The sequence below is a fragment of the Ramlibacter sp. PS3R-8 genome (assembly GCF_037572435.1).
Taxonomy (GTDB): Bacteria; Pseudomonadota; Gammaproteobacteria; order Burkholderiales; family Burkholderiaceae_C; genus Ramlibacter.
In genome coordinates this window covers 490140-506837 of record NZ_JBBHGT010000002.1, presented here as the reverse complement: position 1 = coordinate 506837, position 16698 = coordinate 490140, and the positions used below count along the sequence as shown (strand labels likewise).

The following is a 16698-nucleotide window of genomic DNA, read 5'->3' as shown; positions in this document are numbered from 1 at the left end:
TTTTCGCGACCGATCATAGCCAGCGGTGGCGCGTCGCCCAGGCGACGGCCCGTGGGGCTTCCCCCCATGCCCGGCGGCGACCCATTGCCCTATCGTCTGCCCAGGAGACTTTTCGTTCCATGGACCGCCCCCACCACAAGTTCTGGCCCAAGCGCCTGCCGCATGCGCTGACCGTTCCCGCCACCTCGCTGTGGGACAACCTGGCGATCAGCGCCCGCCGCTATCCGGACAAATCCGCCGTCATCTTCTTCGGCCGGCTTTACCCGTATGCCGAAGTGCAGCGCCAGGCCGAGCGCCTGGCCGCGCGGCTGCAGGCACTGGGCGTGCGCAAGGGCGACCGCGTGCTGCTGGACATGCAGAACTGCCCGCAGCTGCTGGTCGCGCACTTCGCGATCCTGCGCGCCAACGCCGTCGTCGTCCCCGTCAACCCGATGAACCGGGCGGAGGAGTTGAAGCATTACATCGTCGACCCGGATGCGAAGGTCGCCATCACCACCGGCGACCTGGCGCCCGAGATCGCGAAGGCCGACGCGCAGCTCCCGCCGGAGCAGCGCCTCGCGCACATGGTCGTCACGCAGTTCACCGATGCGTTCGATCCGGACGGCGCCGAGGCGCGCGCCATGCCCGAAGCCTGGAAGCCGTGGCTGCTGGTGCGCCATCCGCTGCCGCAGCTGGCCAGTGGTCAGGTGCTGTCCTGGACCGATGCCATCGACAATTCGCTGCCGGTGCCCGCACTGGACGTGGGCCCGGCCGACCTGGCCGTGCTGCCCTACACCAGCGGCACCACCGGGCATCCCAAGGGCTGCATGCATCCGCATCGCAGCATCATGCACAACGCCATGGCGGCCAACGTCTGGGGCAACGCCACGCCGGAAGCCGTCACGCTGCTGGTCGTGCCCATGTTCCACATCACGGGGATGGTGAGCGTGATGCATGCGAACGTGTACACCGGGTCGACGCTGGTGATGATGCCGCGCTGGGACCGCGATGTCGCAGGCCGGCTGATCTCCGCCTACAAGGTCACGACCTGGACGAACATTCCCACGATGGTGATCGACCTCCTGGGCAGCCCGCACTTCGAGCAGTACGACCTGTCCAGCCTCACGTACATCGGCGGCGGCGGGGCCGCGATGCCGCAGGCCGTGGCGCAACGCCTGTTCGAGCAGTTCGGGCTGCGCTACGTGGAGGGCTACGGCCTCACCGAGACGGCCGCCCCGTCGCACAGCAATCCGTCGGATGCACCGAAGCAGCAGTGCCTGGGCATCCCCTTCATGAGTTGCGATGCGCGCGTGGTGGACCCGGAGGGCTTCGCCGAGATGCCGGTCGGCGAGCAGGGCGAGATCATCATCCATGGGCCGATGGTGTTCGACGGCTACTGGAAACGGCCCGAGGCCACCGAAGCCGCATTCATCCAGTTCGCGGGCAAGCGCTTCTTCCGCTCAGGGGACCTGGGGCGCGTGGACGAGGACGGCTACTTCTTCCTCACCGACCGCCTCAAGCGCATGATCAATGCGTCCGGCTTCAAGGTCTGGCCGGCGGAGGTCGAGGCGCTGATGTTCCGGCATCCGGCCATCCAGGAGGCTTGCATCATCTCCGCGCGGGACGCCTATCGCGGCGAGACGGTCAAGGCCGTGGTGGTGCTGCGCGCGGCGTTCCGGGGCCAGGTCACGGAGCAGGACATCGTCGACTGGTGCCGGGAGAACATGGCGGTTTACAAGGTGCCCCGCATTGTCCAGTTCGTGGACGCCCTGCCCAAGAGCGGCAGCGGCAAGGTGATGTGGCGCAGCCTGCAGGAGGCTGAAGCGCGCTGACGAGCGGCTTTCGCCCCGGAATGTCGGTCGCGGCCTACACGCGCCCTGCCGGGTTGCAGATAGCATTGCTGCGCAGCCGCACGTCCATGCGCGGCTGTTTGCATTGGATGAAAAGACACACTCCTAACGCCCCTCTCATCACGCAGGAACGTGCCTCGACCGGCATCGCCGGGCTCGACGACGTCCTGGGCGGCGGCCTGCCGGTCAAGCATGTCTATCTTGTCGAAGGCGATCCCGGCGCCGGCAAGACCACCCTGGGCCTGCATTTCCTGCGCGAAGGCGCACTGAAGGGAGAGCGGGGCCTGTACGTCACCCTCTCCGAAACCGAAACCGAGCTGCGCACCGTGGCCGGATCGCACGGCTGGTCGCTGGACGGCATCGAACTGTTCGAGCTGGTGAGCGAAGAAGGCCTGAGCCCGGAGCTCGAACAGTCCATCCTGCACCCCGCGCAGATCGAACTGGGCGAAACCGTCCAGGGCGTCATCGCGGCGGTGGAGAAACTGCGCCCGCAGCGGGTGGTGTTCGACAGCCTGTCCGAAATGCGCCTGCTGGCGCAGGACCCGCTGCGCTACCGCCGCCAGGTGCTGGCGCTCAAGCGGTTCTTTTCGGATCGGGGCTGCACCGTGCTCCTGCTGGATGACCGGTCCAGCAGCAGCACGGACGTGCAGTTGCACAGCATCGCCCACGGCGTGATCAACCTGGAGCAGGCGATCGACCAGTACGGCCCGGGGCGCCGCCGCCTGCACGTGATGAAGATGCGTGGCATCAAGTTTCGCGGCGGCGAGCACGACTACGTGCTGGACACGGGCGGCCTGTCGGTGTTTCCGCGGCTGGTGGCGTCGGAGCACCGCCTTCAGGCCGAGACGCGCATCGTCAGTACCGGCGTTGCGAAGCTGGACGAGATGTTGGGTGGCGGGCTCGCCTGCGGCACCAACACCCTGTTCAGCGGTCCGTCCGGCGTCGGCAAGACCACCAGCGCCGTCGCATGCGTGCTGGCGGCGCTCCAGCGTGGCGAGAAGGCCTCGTATTACCTGTTCGACGAAGGCTTGTCGACGCTCGTGATCCGGGCCAAGGCCCTGGGCCTCGACATCGAGCCGTACATCACGAGCGGCCAGTTGCGCGTCGTCCCGCTCGACCCCGCCGAAGTATCGGCAGGAGAGTTCGCCCACATGGTGCGTCACGCGGTCGAGGACGACGAATCGAGCGTCGTGGTGCTCGACAGCATCAATGCCTACCTGCAGGCCATGCCGGGCAGCAAATACCTGCTGCTTCAGATGCACGAGCTGCTCACCTATCTGAACCATCGCGGCGTGGTCACGATCCTCATCCTCGGACAGCACGGCGTGCTGGGGGACGTCCGCAGCGAAGTGGACATGAGCTATCTCTCGGATGCCATCCTGCTGTTCCGCTACTTCGAGGCCCGCGGCAAGCTGCTCAAGGCGGTGTCGGTGGTGAAAAGCCGCACCACCCACCACGAACAGACCATCCGCGAGTTCCGGCTGGGCAGGCGGGGGCTGGAGTACGGCCACGAACTGACCGATTTCGAGGGGGTGTTGACCGGAGTGGCCGCGTACCGCGGCAGCCTCCCGCTCCTGGGCGACAGCGACGCGGACGCGCGCGGGACACGCTGATGGAGCTTCGCGTCCTCATCCATGCGCCACGGGGTCGCGATGGCGCCGTGGTCCATGGTGTCCTCACGCACCAGGGCATCGAGTCGTTCGTTTGCGCCACGGAAGACGAGTTGATCCAGTGCCTGGAGGAGGGCGCCGCTGCATTGATCCTGACGGAGGAAGCGCTCCCCCAGCTGGTGGCCGACGCCCAGTTGCTCGATTGGTTGAAGAACCAGCCGCCCTGGTCGGATTTTCCCTTCGTCGTGCTGGCGACCAAGCGCGAGGGGCGGCGGCCGGACAAGGAATTCCGCTCGCTGCACAGCCTGGGCAACCTGGTGCTGCTGGAGCGGCCGCTGAATGCGGAGACGCTGACCAGCGCCGCCGAATCCGCGGTGCGGGCACGCCGCCGGCAATACGCGGCGCGCGAGCGCCTGGAGGAATTGAAGCGCACGCGCATCGAGCTCGAACGCCTGAACGGCGAGCTGGAGGACCGCATCCAGCGCCGCACCAAGGAGCTCGCCAGCGCCAACGACCGCCTGATGAAGGAGATCAACGAGCGCGAGCGTGCGCAGGCCGCGCTGACGCAGGTGCAGAAGATGGAGGCGATCGGCCGGCTGACCGGCGGCATCGCGCACGACTTCAACAACCTGCTGCACGTGGTGAACATGAACCTCGAGCTGGTCTCCCTCTATGCCAAGGAGGAGAAGGTCAAGCCCGTGGTGGATCGCGCCAAGAGCGCTGCGCGCCGCGGCGCCCGCCTCACCAACCAGCTGCTGTCCTTCGCGCGCAACCAGTCGCTGATGCCCAAGGTGACGCGGGTCAACCAGCTGATCGTGGGGATGAAGGACCTGCTGGAGATCTCCGTCGGCTCCGGCGTCGAGGTGGAGTTCGACCTGTGCGAGGAAGAGGCCACCGTGCTGCTGGACCCGAGCCAGCTCGAAATGGCGGTGCTGAACCTGGCCGTGAATTCCAAGGACGCCATGCCCGAAGGCAAGCTGAAGATCACGACCGGCACCCGCTACATCGACAACGACCCGGACGTTCCGGATGGCGACTACGTGCTCCTGTGCGTGAAGGACACGGGCCCCGGCATCCCCGCCAATGTGCTGCCCAAGGTGTTCGACCCGTTCTTCACCACCAAGCCGGTGGGCAGCGGCACCGGCCTGGGCCTGAGCCAGGTCTACGGTTTCGCCCGCCAGTCCGGCGGCATCGCCCGCATCCACAGCATCGAAGGCCAGGGCACCACGGTGGAAATGCTGTTCCCCCAGGCTGACGAAGAGGGCGAGGAAGAGGTCGTGGTGCGCGAATCCGCCGTGCCGGCGCGGGCCGGTGCCTGCCACATCCTGGTGGTGGAGGACGACCCTGACGTTCGCCGCGTGATCGTGGAATGCCTCAGCCTGATCGGCTACAAGGTGACCGAAGCCGCGAATGGCGCCGAGGCGCTGGTGCAGCTGCGCGCGATCAAGCCGGACCTGCTGGTGGTGGATTACGCGATGCCCGACATGACCGGCGCAGAGGTGATCTCCGAGGCCCGCAAGCTGATCGGCGACGTGCCGGTGATCCTGGCGACCGGCTATGCGGACATGGCGGCGGTGGAGCGCCTGGCCGGCAAGCCGCGCCTGCTGCGCAAGCCCTTCGACATCGCCCAGCTCGGCGATGCAGTCAGTGCGATGCTGGAGTCGGCGAAGGACAAGGCGGAGGCGTGAGCTCCGACGCCGGGGTCCGCTGCTCGCGGAACCCGGCCTGCGACGACGCCGGGGTCCGTTGCTCGCGGAACCCGGCCTGCGAATATGCGGGGCCTGTAGGCCGGGTTGCGGCGAAGCCGCACCCCGGCAACCTAACGCTTGCGCATCGCCATGCTGCCGATCATCAGCCCCACCGCAAAAAACGCGTAAACGTTCGCCATCTCGGGGCGGCCCAACCGATGCTCGAAGCCCGGCGTCAGCCGTTTCGGGGTGAGCTGGTAATCGACGAAGCAGGCCACGCCGCTGGCGGCAACCGCACCCAAGGCGGCGGGCAACGGCTTCTTGGCGCGTTCGCGCGCACCCCAGGCCTTGGCGTGGAGCACGCCCCACATCACCGCGGCGGCGTGGTGGGTCAGGTAACCGGTCAGCGTGTACATCACGCTCGGCTCGTCCTGGCGCAGCGCGCGATCGCCGAAGAACCAGTGGCTCACCGCGTTGACGGGCGCCGCGATGTCGCCGCGCCGCGAGCCGCTCCAGGCCAGGTAGGCCGCGGACAGGATGCTGGCCAGGCTGCCGGAGACTGCGCCTTCGCGCAAGGCTTCTTTCCAGGTGGTCATGGCCCCAGTCTAGGCATGCCCGCGGCGTTCGTGGGGCCGGGCTCTCAAAGGGTAACGACCCCGCGCGGGGCCAGTGCTGGCTAGACTGCAGAGAACGGACTCTCCATGCGAATCCTCCTTACCGGTGCCACCGGTTTCATCGGCCGCGCTGTCGCGGACGCGCTGGAGCAGCGCGGGCACTCCATCGTGCGCGTGCAGCGCGGCGCCGGGCGGCCGGGGCAAGAGGTGGTGCAGGCCGACTATGCGCAAGTGCCTTCGCGCGACTGGTGGCTGCCGCGCCTGGCGGGCGTCGACGCGGTGGTCAACGCCGTGGGCATCCTGCGCAACCAGCCTGGTCAGACCTTCCAGGCACTGCACTGCAATGCGCCGGCCGAACTGTTCCGCGCGTGCGCCGCGGCCGGCGTTGGCACGGTGGTGCAGGTCTCGGCATTGGGCGCGGAAGAAGGCGCGCGGTCCGGCTACCACCTCAGCAAGAAAGCGGCGGACGATGTGCTGCGGGGGCTGCCGCTGCGCGGCGCGATCGTCCAGCCCTCGCTTGTCTACGGGCCGGGCGGCAGCAGCGCCGCGCTGTTCAACAAACTGGCGGTGGCGCCGGTGCTGCCGTTCCCGCAGGGTGGCCGCATGCTGGTGCAGCCGGTGCACATCGACGAGGTGGTGCAGGGCATCGTGCGCCTGCTCGAGGCGCCGCAGCCGGGCATCGAAACCCTGGCCTTCGCCGGACCGCGGCCGATCGCGCTGTGCGACTACCTCGGCGAGCTGCGCCAGGCGCTCGGCGAGCGCGGCCGCCAGTGGATCGTGCCGGTGCCGGACGCGTTGTTCCGTGCAGGGGCTGCGGCGGCAGGGCACCTGCCGGGCAGCATGCTGGACGCGGAAACGGCGGACATGCTGCTGGCGGGCAACGCGACGGACGAAAACGGGCTGGCCGACCTCTTGCCGCAGCCACTGCGCGCGCCGCGCGAGTTCATCCGGCCCGAAGCGCGCGAGCCCGCGCGGCGGCAAGCCGTGCTCGATCTCTGGCTGCCGGTGCTGCGCGTCGCGCTGGCCCTGATGTGGATCTGGACGGCCATCGTCTCCTTCGGCCTCTACCCCGTGCAGGACAGCCACCAGCTTCTGGCCCGGGTGGGACTGCATGGCGTGCTGTCGACGCTGGCGCTGTATGGCGCCGGCGCGCTCGACCTGCTGCTCGGCGTGCTCACGCTCGCCGCGCCGTCGCGATGGCGCCGCGCGGTATGGCTCGCGCAACTGGCGCTGGTGGGCGGCTACACGGTGCTCATCACGTTCTTCCTGCCCGAATACTGGCTGCATCCCTACGGCCCGGTCTCGAAGAACCTGCCCATCCTTGCGGCCATCCTGTTGCTGTGGGCACTGGAGCCCCGGCGCGCCTGATGGACTACCTCGTCCTGAAATGGATCCACGTGCTGTCGTCGACCGTCCTGTTCGGCGCCGGTGTCGGATCGGCCTTCCACCTGTTCGCATCGACCTTGCGACGGCAGGTGGGCGGCATCGCGATGGCCACGCGCAACGTCGTGCTCGCCGACTGGCTGCTGACCACCCCCACCGCCATCCTGCAGCCGGTCAGCGGGCTGGCGCTGGTGCACATGCTCGAACTGCCGTATGCCACGCCGTGGGTCGCCTGCTCGCTGGCGCTCTACGCGATCGCCATCGCCCTGTGGCTGCCGGTGGTGGTGATCCAGATCCGCATGCGCAACGTCATGGCGCAGGCGCAGCGCACCGGCGGTCCGGTGCCCGCGGCGTACGACCGCATGTTCCACTGGTGGACGGGCCTGGGCTGCGCGGCCTTCGTCGTCTTCCTCCTCATCTTCTGGCTGATGGTGGCCAAGCAAGTGCCTTGGGCCGGGTAACGCGAACGCATGGAAAACGATGAATTGCTGGACTGCCTGGTGATCGGCGGCGGCGCGGCGGGACTCACGGCTGCCGTCTACTTCGGCCGCTACAAGCGCCGGGCCGTGGTGCTGGACGACGGCGGCAGCCGGCTGCAGCGCATCCCGCGCACGCGCAACGTGCCCGGCTTTCCCGATGGCATCGAAGGCCCCGACCTGCTGCGGCGCATGCGCGAGCACGCCGCCAGGTACGCCGTGCCCGCCGAGCAGACGCGCGTGCGGTCGCTGCGGCGCCTGGACGACGGGACCTTCCGCGCCGAGAGCGCCGAAGGATCGTGGCGCGCCCGCTTCGTGCTCTTGGCCACCGGCGCGCGCGACGTCGAGCCTGAGATCGATGGGATCGCAGAGGCCCTGAAGGTGGGCCAGGTGCGCTACTGCCCCATCTGCGACGGCTTCGAAACGCAGCGCCAGCGGGTGGCGGTGCTGGGGCGGGCGGGCCACGGGCTGCGCGAATCGCTTTTCATCGCCAACTGGGACAACCAGGTGACGTGGCTTTCGATGGCGACGCAGGAGGAAGTGGGCGCGCCGGATCTCGCGCGGCTGCGCGAGGCCGGCGTGCGCATCGCCGACAGCCCGCCGCACCGGATCGACTGCGGCGTGGACGGCGTCGGCGTGCGGGTGGAACTGCAGAACGGCCAGGTGCTGGAGTTCGACACGCTGTATCCCGCCCTCGGCCTGGTGACCGCCTGCGAACTCGCCACCGCGCTGGGCGCCCGGGCGCGCGACAATGGCCAGCTCGAAGTCGATGCGCACCAGCAGACCACGGTGGACGGCCTCTACGTGGCCGGCGACGTCGCGGTGGACCTGAACCAGATCAGCGTGGCCACCGGCCACGCCGCGATCGCCGCCACCGCGATCCACAACCGGCTGTAGTCGGGCGCCGAGATCGTTGAATACGGGAGCGGGTACCGGACGCAGAGGACGCAGAAGTACGCAGAGGACGCAAAAGGAAACCAGAGAAAGTTCTTTGGGTTTTGGTTCTTGTTCTGGATGTCTTTTGCGTCCTCTGCGTAACCTCTGCGCCTTCTGCGTCCGGTTGTTGGGTTTGGCCTTGGCGCCCAACCCACGTTGAATGCGGTTTAGCATGACGACAGAACGAACGGAGACACCATGAAGATCACGAAGGTCGAACCCTTCATCCTGCACGTGCCCGTCACCGGCTCGCAGATCGCCGACAGCACGCACAGCATCACGCATTGGGGCGTGGTCGGCGCGCGCGTCGACACCGACGCGGGCCTGTCCGGTTTCGGCTTCACCGGCACCCACGCCTACCTGCCCGGAGACCAGCTCATCACACGCTGCATCGAGACCTGCCACGCGCCCCTGCTGGTGGGCGAGGATCCGCGCGACGTGCAGCGGCTGTGGCTCAAGCTGGCGCGCAATCCCGCATTGCAGTGGATCGGCCGCGCCGGGATCACCACGCTGTCGCAGGCCGCCATCGACATCGCGCTGTGGGACCTGAAGGCCAAGGCCGACAACGTGCCGCTCTGGAAGCTGCTGGGCGGCCAGGTGCGCGACAAGGTCCGCGCGTACAACACCGACATCGGCTGGCTGTCGATCGGCGACGAGCAACTGGTGGCCGGTGCGCGCGGGGCGGTGGAGCAGGGCTTCAGCGGCATCAAGATCAAGGTGGGCTCCACCGTGGAGCGCGACCTGCGGCGCCTGGCCGCCGTGCGCAAGGCGATCGGACCCGACGTGACCCTGGCCATCGACGGCAACGGCAAGTGGGACCTCGCCACCTGCCTGCGGTTTTGCCACGGCGCGGAAGACTCCGACGTGTACTGGTTCGAGGAGCCGCTCTGGTACGACGACGTGAAGGGCCACGCGCAGCTGGCGCGCGCCACCCGCATCCCCGTGGCGCTGGGCGAACAGCTGTACACGCAGGACGCGTTCTCGGAGTTCTTCCACCAGCAGGCGATCCACTGGGTGCAGCCGGACGTCACGCGCATGGGCGGCCTGACCGAGGTGCTGCGTGTCTGCGAAACCGCCAACAGCCACCGGCTGCCGGTGGCGCCGCACGCGGGGGACATGAGCCAGGTGCACGTGCACCTGAGTTATGCGCATCCGGCCTGCCAGGTGCTGGAATACATCCCCTGGATCAAGGACTGCTTCACCGAGCCCGCCGACGTGGTGGACGGCTTCTTTCGCCTGCCCCAGGTCCCGGGCGCCGGCACCACGCCGACTCCGCGAGCGTGGGAGCGTTTCCGCCAACCGGCCGCCTGACGCGCATGGTCCCCGGCAACGAATCGGAACTCGGCAAGCCGACGGAGCCGTGGCGGCGGCGCATGCACGAGGTGATCTTCGAGTCGGAGACGCCGGCCGGCCGGGTGTTCGACAAGGTGATCGTCACGGCGATCCTGGTGAGCGTGGCCGTCGTGATCGCCGACAGCGTGCCGGCACTCAGCGCGCGCAACCGCGGCACCTTCAACGCGGTGGAGTGGTTCTTCACGCTGCTCTTCACCGTGGAGTACATCGCCCGCCTGGTGAGCGTGAAGCGGCAGTTGAAGTACGCGCTCAGTTTCTTCGGCATCGTCGACCTGCTGTCCGTCCTGCCCACCTACCTGGCGTTCTTCCTGCCGGAAACGCATGCGCTGATCGACGTGCGGATCCTGCGGCTGCTGCGCGTGTTCCGCATCTTCAAGCTCACCGACTACGTCGTCGAGTACCAGATGCTCGGCGCCGCGCTGGCCGCAAGCCGGCGCAAGATCATGGTGTTCCTGTCCGCGGTGCTGATGGTCGTGCTCGTGCTCGGCACGGTGCTGTACGTGGTGGAAGGGCCGAAGCACGGCTTCGTGGACATTCCGACGTCGGTGTACTGGGCGATCACCACGATCACGACGGTGGGTTTCGGCGACATCACCCCCAAGACCGACGTAGGCCGGGCGATCGCCTCGGTGATCATGCTGATCGGCTGGGGCACGCTGGCGGTCCCCACGGGGATCGTGACTGCCGAAATGACCGCGCTGCGGTACGCGCCGCCGCTGCCGCTGCTGCATGCCTGTCCGGGCTGCGGCGCCACCGGGCATTCGGCCGACGCGCGGTTTTGCCGCGCATGTGGGGTGCCGCTGGGGCATGCGGCGGGAGATGGGGTAAACGCGCAGGCGCCTCCTCCACCGCCGCGCTAAGGTTCGCGCTCCACCTCCGAGGAGCGTCCCATGCGCCAAGTCCTTGTCCTTGCAGCCGGCATCGCCCTAGCGGGCGCGGCCTGGGCCCACAACTGCCCGAACGAGATGAAGGCGATCGACGCCAAGCTGTCGACCAAGCCCACCCTGAGCAAGGCGAACGCCGACAAGGTGGCGGCCCTGCGCAAGAGCGGCGAAGAGCACCACAAGGCCGGCAAGCACGATGCGTCCATGAAGGACCTCGCCGAGGCCAAGAAGCTGCTCGGGATCTAGGCGATCTTCGCCCCGCGCTCCTGCAGCAGCTCGCGCAGGATCGAGCGGTGGCAGCGGTTCTCGTTCTCGCAATAGCAGCCGACCGCCAGGCTCGCCTGGTGCGACAGCGCGGCCAGCAGGTCCAGCAGGTGGCTGGCATCGGGCTTCTTCATCTCCGCGACGTACTTGCGCCGGAACGCCGCCCATTCCTTGGCGTCATCCGCGGCAAGCGCCTGGGCCACCAGCTCCGCGGTTGGCGCGAGGTTCGGCAGCCAGACATCGTAGAAGTCGCGGCTGGCGAATTCCTGCTTCGGCACGCCGCGCGGCGGTCGCCGCACGGTGCCCAGGCGCAGCCCCTCGCCGGGAGCGCGCGGCGTGCCGAGCCGGACGATGCGGATGGCCATGCGTCCCCGGCGTGATCAGCAGTCGTCCGGCAGCCCGAGCGCGGCGCTGACCAGGTCGCGCAGTTCCTGGGTGCTCGCGCTCTTGGACACCGTCGGGTAGTCGCCGAAGACGCCGTCGAGGTCCGCCACCTCTTCCGGCGTGACCAGCGCGGTCAGGTAGATCAGCGGAATGCGCGCCGTGCGCGGCTCCTGCGACAGCGCAAAGGCGACCTCGTCGCCCTGCAGGCCCGGCATGTGGATGTCGCACAGGATGACGCCCGGCTTTTCCTCGCACGCCCGCCGCACGGCGGCGGCGGGATCCGTCAGGCCGACGACGCGGAAATCCTGCCCGAGCCGCCCGGCGATGGCCCAGGCCACGGCCTCGTCGTCGTCGACGACCAGGACGCAAGGCTTGGCCTTCTGTGGATCGGGCAGGGTACGCATGGCTGCAGCGTCGATGATACTTTGGTGTATGGTGCCCGGCACCTGACCAGAAGGTGCACTACAGGAGACCGGCGGATGTTTTCGACGACGATTGCAGGCAGCCTGCCCAAGCCGGGCTGGCTGGCGGAGACGCAAAAGCTGTGGCCGCAGTGGCGTGCCCAGGGTGACGAGCTGCGCCAGGCCAAGGCCGACGCGACCCTGCTCTGGCTGAAGGCGCAGGAGGACGCGGGGCTGGACGTGGTGACCGACGGCGAGCAGTCGCGGCAGCATTTCGTGCACGGCTTCCTGGAGCGGGTCGATGGCATCGACTTCGAGCACAAGGTGGAGATGGGCATCCGGGCCGACCGCTACAAGGCGATGGTGCCCCAGGTGGTCGGGCCGCTGCGCCTGAAAGGGCGCGTCCACGCCGCCGAGGCGCGACTGGCGCGGGCGCACACGCGCAGGAAGCTCAAGTTCACGATGCCGGGCCCGATGACCATCGTCGACACCGTGGCGGACCGCTTCTACGGCGACCGCATGAAGCTGGCCTTCGCATTTGCCGAGCTGCTCAACGAGGAGGCGCTGGCGCTGGAGGCCGACGGCGTGGACATCGTCCAGTTCGACGAACCGGCCTTCAACGTGTACATGAAGGACGCGGCGGACTGGGGCGTGAAGGCGCTGGAGCGCGCGGCCCGGGGCCTCACCTGCACCACCGCCGTCCACATCTGCTACGGCTATGGCATCCAGGCCAACAACGACTGGAAAAAGACGCTGGGCGAGGAATGGCGGCAGTACGAACAGGTGTTCCCGGCCCTGGCCGCCAGCAGCATCGACCAGGTCAGCCTGGAGTGCTACCAGTCGCATGTGCCGCCCGACATGATGGCCTTGCTGAAGGGCAAGGACGTGATGGTCGGCGTGATCGACGTTGCCAGCGACGTCATCGAAACCCCCGAGCAGGTGGCCGACACGATCGGCCGCGCGCTGAAGTTCGTGCCTCGCGAGCGACTGATGCCGTGCACCAACTGCGGCATGGCGCCGATGGCGCGGGAGGTGGCGCTGCGCAAGCTGGAGGCCCTGGCCCAGGGCGCCGCGCTCGCCCGCGAGCGCTACGGCTCATAGGCCGGGTTGCGGCACGGCCGCACCCCGGCAAGCGACGCTCACCCCTGCGGCCGCGCCGGCAGGCTCCTCAAATACAAATGGAGCGCCCGCACATCGGTCTCGTTCATCTCGCGCAATGATTCGAACGGCATCACCTGGATCTTGCTGCCGTCCGGACGCAGTCCGGTCTTGAACATCCGCAGGAAGGCTTCCGGCTGCGCATACCGCGCCATCCCCGAGTCCGCCACCGGCCGAAGGTTGGCAGCCGCCGGCCAGTCCGGCGGGCTGCCGGGAATCCTGCCGCCGAGCAGCTGCTCGCCATGGCAGCCCAGGCACATGTTGGCGACGTAGGCACCGTGCTGCAGGTTCACGCCTTCGGCCACCGGGCGCGCCGGGGGCACGCTGTGGTCGATTTTCGCGGCGGCATCCTGGATCGCGCCGAAACCGTACAGCACGCGGGCGGGCAGCGGCAGCCGGACCTCCGCTGCCGTGCCCTGAGCCGGCGGCAGGGACTTCACGTACCCGACCAGCGCGGCGAGGTCGGCGTCGGTGAATCGGTTGTAGTCCTCGCTGGGCATGATCATCAGCGGACGTCCGCCGGGCGCGACGCCATGGCGGATGGCGCGCACCCAGTCCTCCGGCCGGTACGACGCAACCACACCGCCGCTGCCGGTCGTGATGTTGGGACCCTTGATGCGCAAGTCCCTGCCGTTGTCGACGAACACGCGGCCGGCGCCGGTGGCCCCATGGCAGTCGACGCAGCCGCGCGAGGCGAACAGGTACTTGCCGCGCACCAGCGCGTCAGCATCGCCGGGCAGCGCCACCGGCTGCACCTGCACGGCCACCTGCCGCGCCATCCGCCGGTCGGCCAGCTGCAGGCCCGCGAACACCGCGCCAGCGGCGAGGATGACGAGCACTGCCGCGGCGATGGCGCCGCGTTTCAACCATTTGCCCATGGAGAGTCTCCAGTCCGCGTTGTCGGGTTGAACGGAAGAAAGGCGATTCTATGCAGCCAGCTGAGCAGTGGGAAGTCCCTGCCCAGCCTGGCATCCGCACGGTCGACCGGGGCGCGCCGGGCTGCCGTGTCGGCGCTGTCCGACAGGCCGCAGGGAAAATCGCTCCCCCGCACTTCGCATGCGCCTACACGGCGCAGGGCAGGGGCTTGGGTAGAACACAGCCGTACCCAAGGGAGCTTGCTCATGAGCACAACGATCCGAACGGCCGCGCACCTGGTCCTCGCCCTTGCGGCGCTCGCCGCCGGCGCCCCCGCCCTAGCCCAGAAGGGCGCCGACTGGCGCAACCTCACGAGCGGCGCTCCCTTGCGTCCGGGCGTCTATGGCCGCATCGCCGTGCGCGACGCTGCGGCCCCGCCGCCCGTGATCTACCCCCAGCCGATGGTGGCCAGCGAGGACATCGGGGCGCCGCGCGAAAAGCCGGTGTACCTCTACGTTCCGCCCGGCCAGGTGCGCAAGTGGAAGCAGAACTGCGCCAAGTGGTCTGCCTGCGATGCGCCCGTGCTGTTCGTCCGCGTCGACGACAGCCCCAGCCGCTGGGGCCAGTGGAAGCAGTTGCGCGAAACCCAGGTGGCCTGGCAGGACCGCGACTGATACGCTCACCCGCATGTCCCTGAATCCATCGCCCGCGCGCGGCGCGCAGCGGGACGTCGAACGCACCGCGCTGGCCAGGCGCTTTGCCGAGGCCCGCGCGCACAGCCTGGGCCTGGCCGCGCCACTGTCGGCCGAGGACCAGTGCGTGCAGTCCATGCCGGACGCCAGCCCGACCAAGTGGCACCTGGCGCATACCACCTGGTTTTTCGAGGCGCTCGTGCTGGCGGCGCACAACCCGCACTACCGGCCGTTCGACAGCCGCTGGTTCCACCTCTTCAATTCCTATTACGAATCGCTCGGTCCGCGCCACCCGCGGCCGCAGCGCGGCCTGCTCACCCGCCCCGGCCTGGCGGAAGTCCACCGCTATCGGGAGCACGTCGACGCCCGCATCGAGGAGTTCATCGCCACGGCCGACGCGGACGCGTGGCGCGCCGCGGCGCCGATGCTGGAACTGGGCCTGCAGCACGAGCAGCAGCACCAGGAATTGATCCTCACCGACATCCTGCATGCGCTGTCGTGCAATCCCCTCCTGCCGGCATACCGCGCCACCGACGCCAAGGTGCTGCGCCTGGCTGCCGGCAGCCAGCTGCGCTGGCTCGCCGGGCCCGAGGGCGCCGTGGACATCGGCCACGACGGCGCCGGCTTTGCGTTCGACAACGAGACCCCGCGCCACCGCGTGTGGCTGCAGCCTTATCGCATCGCCGATCGGCTGGTGACTTGCGGCGAGTTCGCCGACTTCATCGACGACGGCGGCTATCGCACGGCGTCCCTGTGGCTGTCCGACGGGTGGGCGACGGTGCAGGCGCAAGGCTGGCAGGCGCCGGCCTACTGGATCGCTCCCGGGGACCCGCGGGCGCCGGCCAGCCATTGGCAGGTGTTCGGTCTCGACGGCCTGCGGCCGCTGGACCGCGCCGCTCCGGTCGCACACCTGAGCCTCTACGAAGCGGCCGCGTATGCCGAGTGGGCCGGCGCGCGCCTGCCGACCGAAGCGGAGTGGGAAGCTGCGGCGGACCTGCCGGCTGTGCGTGACATGCACGGGCAGGTCTGGCAGTGGACCCGCTCTTCCTACGACCCTTACCCCGGCTACCGGCCCTGGGCCGGCGCCATCGGGGAATACAACGGCAAGTTCATGGTGGGCCAGGTGGTCCTGCGCGGCAGCAGCGTCGCCACGCCACCGGGCCATGCGCGCTTCAGCTACCGCAACTTCTTTCCGCCGGCCGCGCGCTGGCAGTTCAGCGGGCTGCGCCTGGCCAGGGACGGGGCATGACGAACAACGCGTTCGCGCGGGACATGGCCACCGCGCTGGCCGGGCGTCCGCGCAGCATCTCCCCCAAGTACTTCTACGACGCCGAAGGCTCGCGCCTGTTCGACCGCATCTGCGAACTGCCCGAGTACTACCCGACGCGCACCGAGATCGGAATCCTCGAGCGCAGCGCGGGCGAGATGGCGGCGCTGGCCGGCGCGGGCGCGGAGATCGTCGAGTTCGGCGCCGGCTCCCTGCGCAAGGTGCGGCTGCTGCTGCAGGCCTTCGACCGGCCGGCGCGCTACCTGCCCATCGACATCTCGGGCGAGCACCTGCGCGACGCCGCGGCCATCCTGCGCGCGGAATTCCCCGGACTGGAAGTCCAGCCGCTGGTAGGCGACTACACGCAGTCGCTCGCGCTGCCGGCCCCGGTCGGCCATGGCAAACGCATCGGCTTCTTCCCGGGGTCCACGCTGGGCAACTTCACGCCCGACGAGGCGGTGGCCTTCCTGCAGCGCGCGGCGGCCGTCCTGCAAGGCGGCGCGCTGCTGCTCGGCGCGGACCTGGTGAAGGATCCGCACGTGCTGCACGCGGCGTACAACGATGGGCAGGGTGTCACGGCGGCCTTCAACCTGAACCTGCTGGCCCGCGCCAACCGCGAGCTGGGCACGAACTTCAACCTGGCGCGCTTTCATCACTATGCGTTCTACAACGCGGCGCTGCAACGCATCGAGATGCACCTGGTCAGCCGCGAGCGCCACAGCGTGACGCTGGCCGAAGAGCGCTACCTGGTGGAGGAGGGCGAGAGCCTGCACACCGAGAATTCGTACAAGTTCACCGTGGACGGGCTGCGTGCGATGGCCGTGCGCGCCGGCTTTCGCCCCGGGCCGGTGTGGACCGATCCGGAGCGGTTGTTCAGCGTCCATTGGCTGCACGCACCATGAGG

General features: G+C 68.9%; 17 protein-coding genes. 13 read left to right on the top strand and 4 right to left on the bottom strand.

The features are described from left to right. Positions 1–119: 119 nt before the first annotated feature. From WG902_RS10290 to WG902_RS10280, 3 genes are all read left to right on the top strand, one after another. Entirely contained in the window at positions 120–1811 is a 1692-nt protein-coding gene (locus tag WG902_RS10290) for a long-chain fatty acid--CoA ligase (RefSeq protein ID WP_340059951.1), read from the top strand. A 107-nt stretch (positions 1812–1918) separates the two neighbouring features. Next, complete coding sequence (locus WG902_RS10285) at positions 1919–3442, top strand: ATPase domain-containing protein (protein ID WP_340059950.1); 1524 nt, start codon at positions 1919–1921, stop codon at positions 3440–3442. After that, positions 3442–5127 (top strand): response regulator, encoded by a 1686-nt coding sequence (locus tag WG902_RS10280; protein ID WP_340059949.1) that lies wholly within the window; start codon positions 3442–3444, stop codon positions 5125–5127. The genes WG902_RS10285 and WG902_RS10280 overlap by 1 nt, the downstream gene beginning before the upstream one ends. Positions 5128–5258: 131 nt before the next feature. Here the strand turns inward: WG902_RS10280 and WG902_RS10275 are convergent, their stop codons facing one another. After that, a complete protein-coding gene (locus WG902_RS10275) occupies positions 5259–5723 on the bottom strand; it encodes a hypothetical protein (protein ID WP_340059948.1) in 465 nt (154 codons plus the stop codon). Between the two features lie 105 nt (positions 5724–5828). On the opposite strand from WG902_RS10275, the gene WG902_RS10270 reads away from it, so the two are divergent. From WG902_RS10270 to WG902_RS10245, 6 genes are all read left to right on the top strand, one after another. Next, positions 5829–7109 (top strand): SDR family oxidoreductase, encoded by a 1281-nt coding sequence (locus tag WG902_RS10270; protein WP_340059947.1) that lies wholly within the window; start codon positions 5829–5831, stop codon positions 7107–7109. After that, the gene (locus WG902_RS10265; protein ID WP_340059946.1) at positions 7109–7585 is read left to right on the top strand and encodes a DUF2269 family protein; all 477 of its coding nucleotides are present in this window, start codon (positions 7109–7111) and stop codon (positions 7583–7585) included. Before WG902_RS10270 ends, WG902_RS10265 begins: the two co-directional genes overlap by 1 nt. A 9-nt stretch (positions 7586–7594) precedes the next feature. Continuing rightward, positions 7595–8497 carry an NAD(P)/FAD-dependent oxidoreductase gene (locus WG902_RS10260; RefSeq protein WP_340059945.1) on the top strand — a complete coding sequence of 301 codons (903 nt, stop codon included), beginning with the start codon at positions 7595–7597 and terminating at the stop codon, positions 8495–8497. A 237-nt stretch (positions 8498–8734) separates the two neighbouring features. After that, positions 8735–9847, top strand: coding sequence for a mandelate racemase/muconate lactonizing enzyme family protein (locus tag WG902_RS10255; protein ID WP_340059944.1), 1113 nt, complete (start codon positions 8735–8737; stop codon positions 9845–9847). 5 nt (positions 9848–9852) lie between these two features. Continuing rightward, positions 9853–10749, top strand: a complete 897-nt coding sequence (locus WG902_RS10250) for an ion transporter (protein ID WP_340059943.1) — start codon at positions 9853–9855, stop codon at positions 10747–10749. Between the two features lie 30 nt (positions 10750–10779). Further along, positions 10780–11019, top strand: coding sequence for a hypothetical protein (locus tag WG902_RS10245; RefSeq protein ID WP_340059942.1), 240 nt, complete (start codon positions 10780–10782; stop codon positions 11017–11019). Here WG902_RS10245 and WG902_RS10240 read toward each other — a convergent pair. Both WG902_RS10240 and WG902_RS10235 read right to left on the bottom strand, forming a co-directional pair. Then, positions 11016–11402 (bottom strand): DUF488 domain-containing protein, encoded by a 387-nt coding sequence (locus WG902_RS10240; protein WP_340059941.1) that lies wholly within the window; start codon positions 11400–11402, stop codon positions 11016–11018. The genes WG902_RS10245 and WG902_RS10240 overlap by 4 nt on opposite strands. A 15-nt stretch (positions 11403–11417) precedes the next feature. Then, positions 11418–11825, bottom strand: coding sequence for a response regulator (locus WG902_RS10235; RefSeq protein ID WP_340059940.1), 408 nt, complete (start codon positions 11823–11825; stop codon positions 11418–11420). A gap of 75 nt (positions 11826–11900) precedes the next feature. Here WG902_RS10235 and WG902_RS10230 point away from each other — a divergent pair, with 75 nt between their 5' ends. Next, positions 11901–12923, top strand: a complete 1023-nt coding sequence (locus tag WG902_RS10230) for a methionine synthase (protein WP_340059938.1) — start codon at positions 11901–11903, stop codon at positions 12921–12923. 38 nt (positions 12924–12961) lie between these two features. Here WG902_RS10230 and WG902_RS10225 read toward each other — a convergent pair whose 3' ends face one another. Further along, positions 12962–13858: a cytochrome c gene (locus tag WG902_RS10225; protein ID WP_340059937.1), complete on the bottom strand. Its 897-nt coding sequence runs from the start codon at positions 13856–13858 to the stop codon at positions 12962–12964. Positions 13859–14101: 243 nt separating this feature from the next. Between WG902_RS10225 and WG902_RS10220 the strand changes: the two genes are divergently transcribed. From WG902_RS10220 to egtD, 3 genes are read left to right on the top strand one after another with little or no spacing between them, the layout of a single operon-like run. Next, the gene (locus tag WG902_RS10220; RefSeq protein WP_340059936.1) at positions 14102–14509 is read left to right on the top strand and encodes a hypothetical protein; all 408 of its coding nucleotides are present in this window, start codon (positions 14102–14104) and stop codon (positions 14507–14509) included. 13 nt (positions 14510–14522) lie between these two features. Then, entirely contained in the window at positions 14523–15776 is a 1254-nt protein-coding gene (gene egtB, locus WG902_RS10215; protein WP_340059935.1) for an ergothioneine biosynthesis protein EgtB, read from the top strand. Next, entirely contained in the window at positions 15773–16696 is a 924-nt protein-coding gene (gene egtD / locus WG902_RS10210) for an L-histidine N(alpha)-methyltransferase (protein WP_340059934.1), read from the top strand. The genes egtB and egtD overlap by 4 nt, the downstream gene beginning before the upstream one ends. The last annotated feature ends 2 nt before the right edge of the window (positions 16697–16698 follow it).

Bases quoted from the DNA above. Each gene is read 5' to 3' on its own strand.
- WG902_RS10280 (WP_340059949.1), top strand. From the start codon at position 3,442: ATGGAGCTTCGCGTCCTCATCCATGCGCCACGGGGTCGCGATGGCGCC.
- WG902_RS10220 (WP_340059936.1), top strand. From the start codon at position 14,102: ATGAGCACAACGATCCGAACGGCCGCGCACCTGGTCCTCGCCCTTGCG.
- WG902_RS10245 (WP_340059942.1), top strand. From the start codon at position 10,780: ATGCGCCAAGTCCTTGTCCTTGCAGCCGGCATCGCCCTAGCGGGCGCG.
- WG902_RS10230 (WP_340059938.1), top strand. From the start codon at position 11,901: ATGTTTTCGACGACGATTGCAGGCAGCCTGCCCAAGCCGGGCTGGCTG.
- WG902_RS10240 (WP_340059941.1), bottom strand. From the start codon at position 11,402: ATGGCCATCCGCATCGTCCGGCTCGGCACGCCGCGCGCTCCCGGCGAG.
- WG902_RS10260 (WP_340059945.1), top strand. From the start codon at position 7,595: ATGGAAAACGATGAATTGCTGGACTGCCTGGTGATCGGCGGCGGCGCG.
- WG902_RS10275 (WP_340059948.1), bottom strand. From the start codon at position 5,723: ATGACCACCTGGAAAGAAGCCTTGCGCGAAGGCGCAGTCTCCGGCAGC.
- WG902_RS10270 (WP_340059947.1), top strand. From the start codon at position 5,829: ATGCGAATCCTCCTTACCGGTGCCACCGGTTTCATCGGCCGCGCTGTC.
- egtB (WP_340059935.1), top strand. From the start codon at position 14,523: ATGTCCCTGAATCCATCGCCCGCGCGCGGCGCGCAGCGGGACGTCGAA.
- WG902_RS10285 (WP_340059950.1), top strand. From the start codon at position 1,919: ATGAAAAGACACACTCCTAACGCCCCTCTCATCACGCAGGAACGTGCC.
- WG902_RS10255 (WP_340059944.1), top strand. From the start codon at position 8,735: ATGAAGATCACGAAGGTCGAACCCTTCATCCTGCACGTGCCCGTCACC.
- WG902_RS10250 (WP_340059943.1), top strand. From the start codon at position 9,853: ATGGTCCCCGGCAACGAATCGGAACTCGGCAAGCCGACGGAGCCGTGG.
- WG902_RS10290 (WP_340059951.1), top strand. From the start codon at position 120: ATGGACCGCCCCCACCACAAGTTCTGGCCCAAGCGCCTGCCGCATGCG.
- egtD (WP_340059934.1), top strand. From the start codon at position 15,773: ATGACGAACAACGCGTTCGCGCGGGACATGGCCACCGCGCTGGCCGGG.
- WG902_RS10235 (WP_340059940.1), bottom strand. From the start codon at position 11,825: ATGCGTACCCTGCCCGATCCACAGAAGGCCAAGCCTTGCGTCCTGGTC.
- WG902_RS10225 (WP_340059937.1), bottom strand. From the start codon at position 13,858: ATGGGCAAATGGTTGAAACGCGGCGCCATCGCCGCGGCAGTGCTCGTC.
- WG902_RS10265 (WP_340059946.1), top strand. From the start codon at position 7,109: ATGGACTACCTCGTCCTGAAATGGATCCACGTGCTGTCGTCGACCGTC.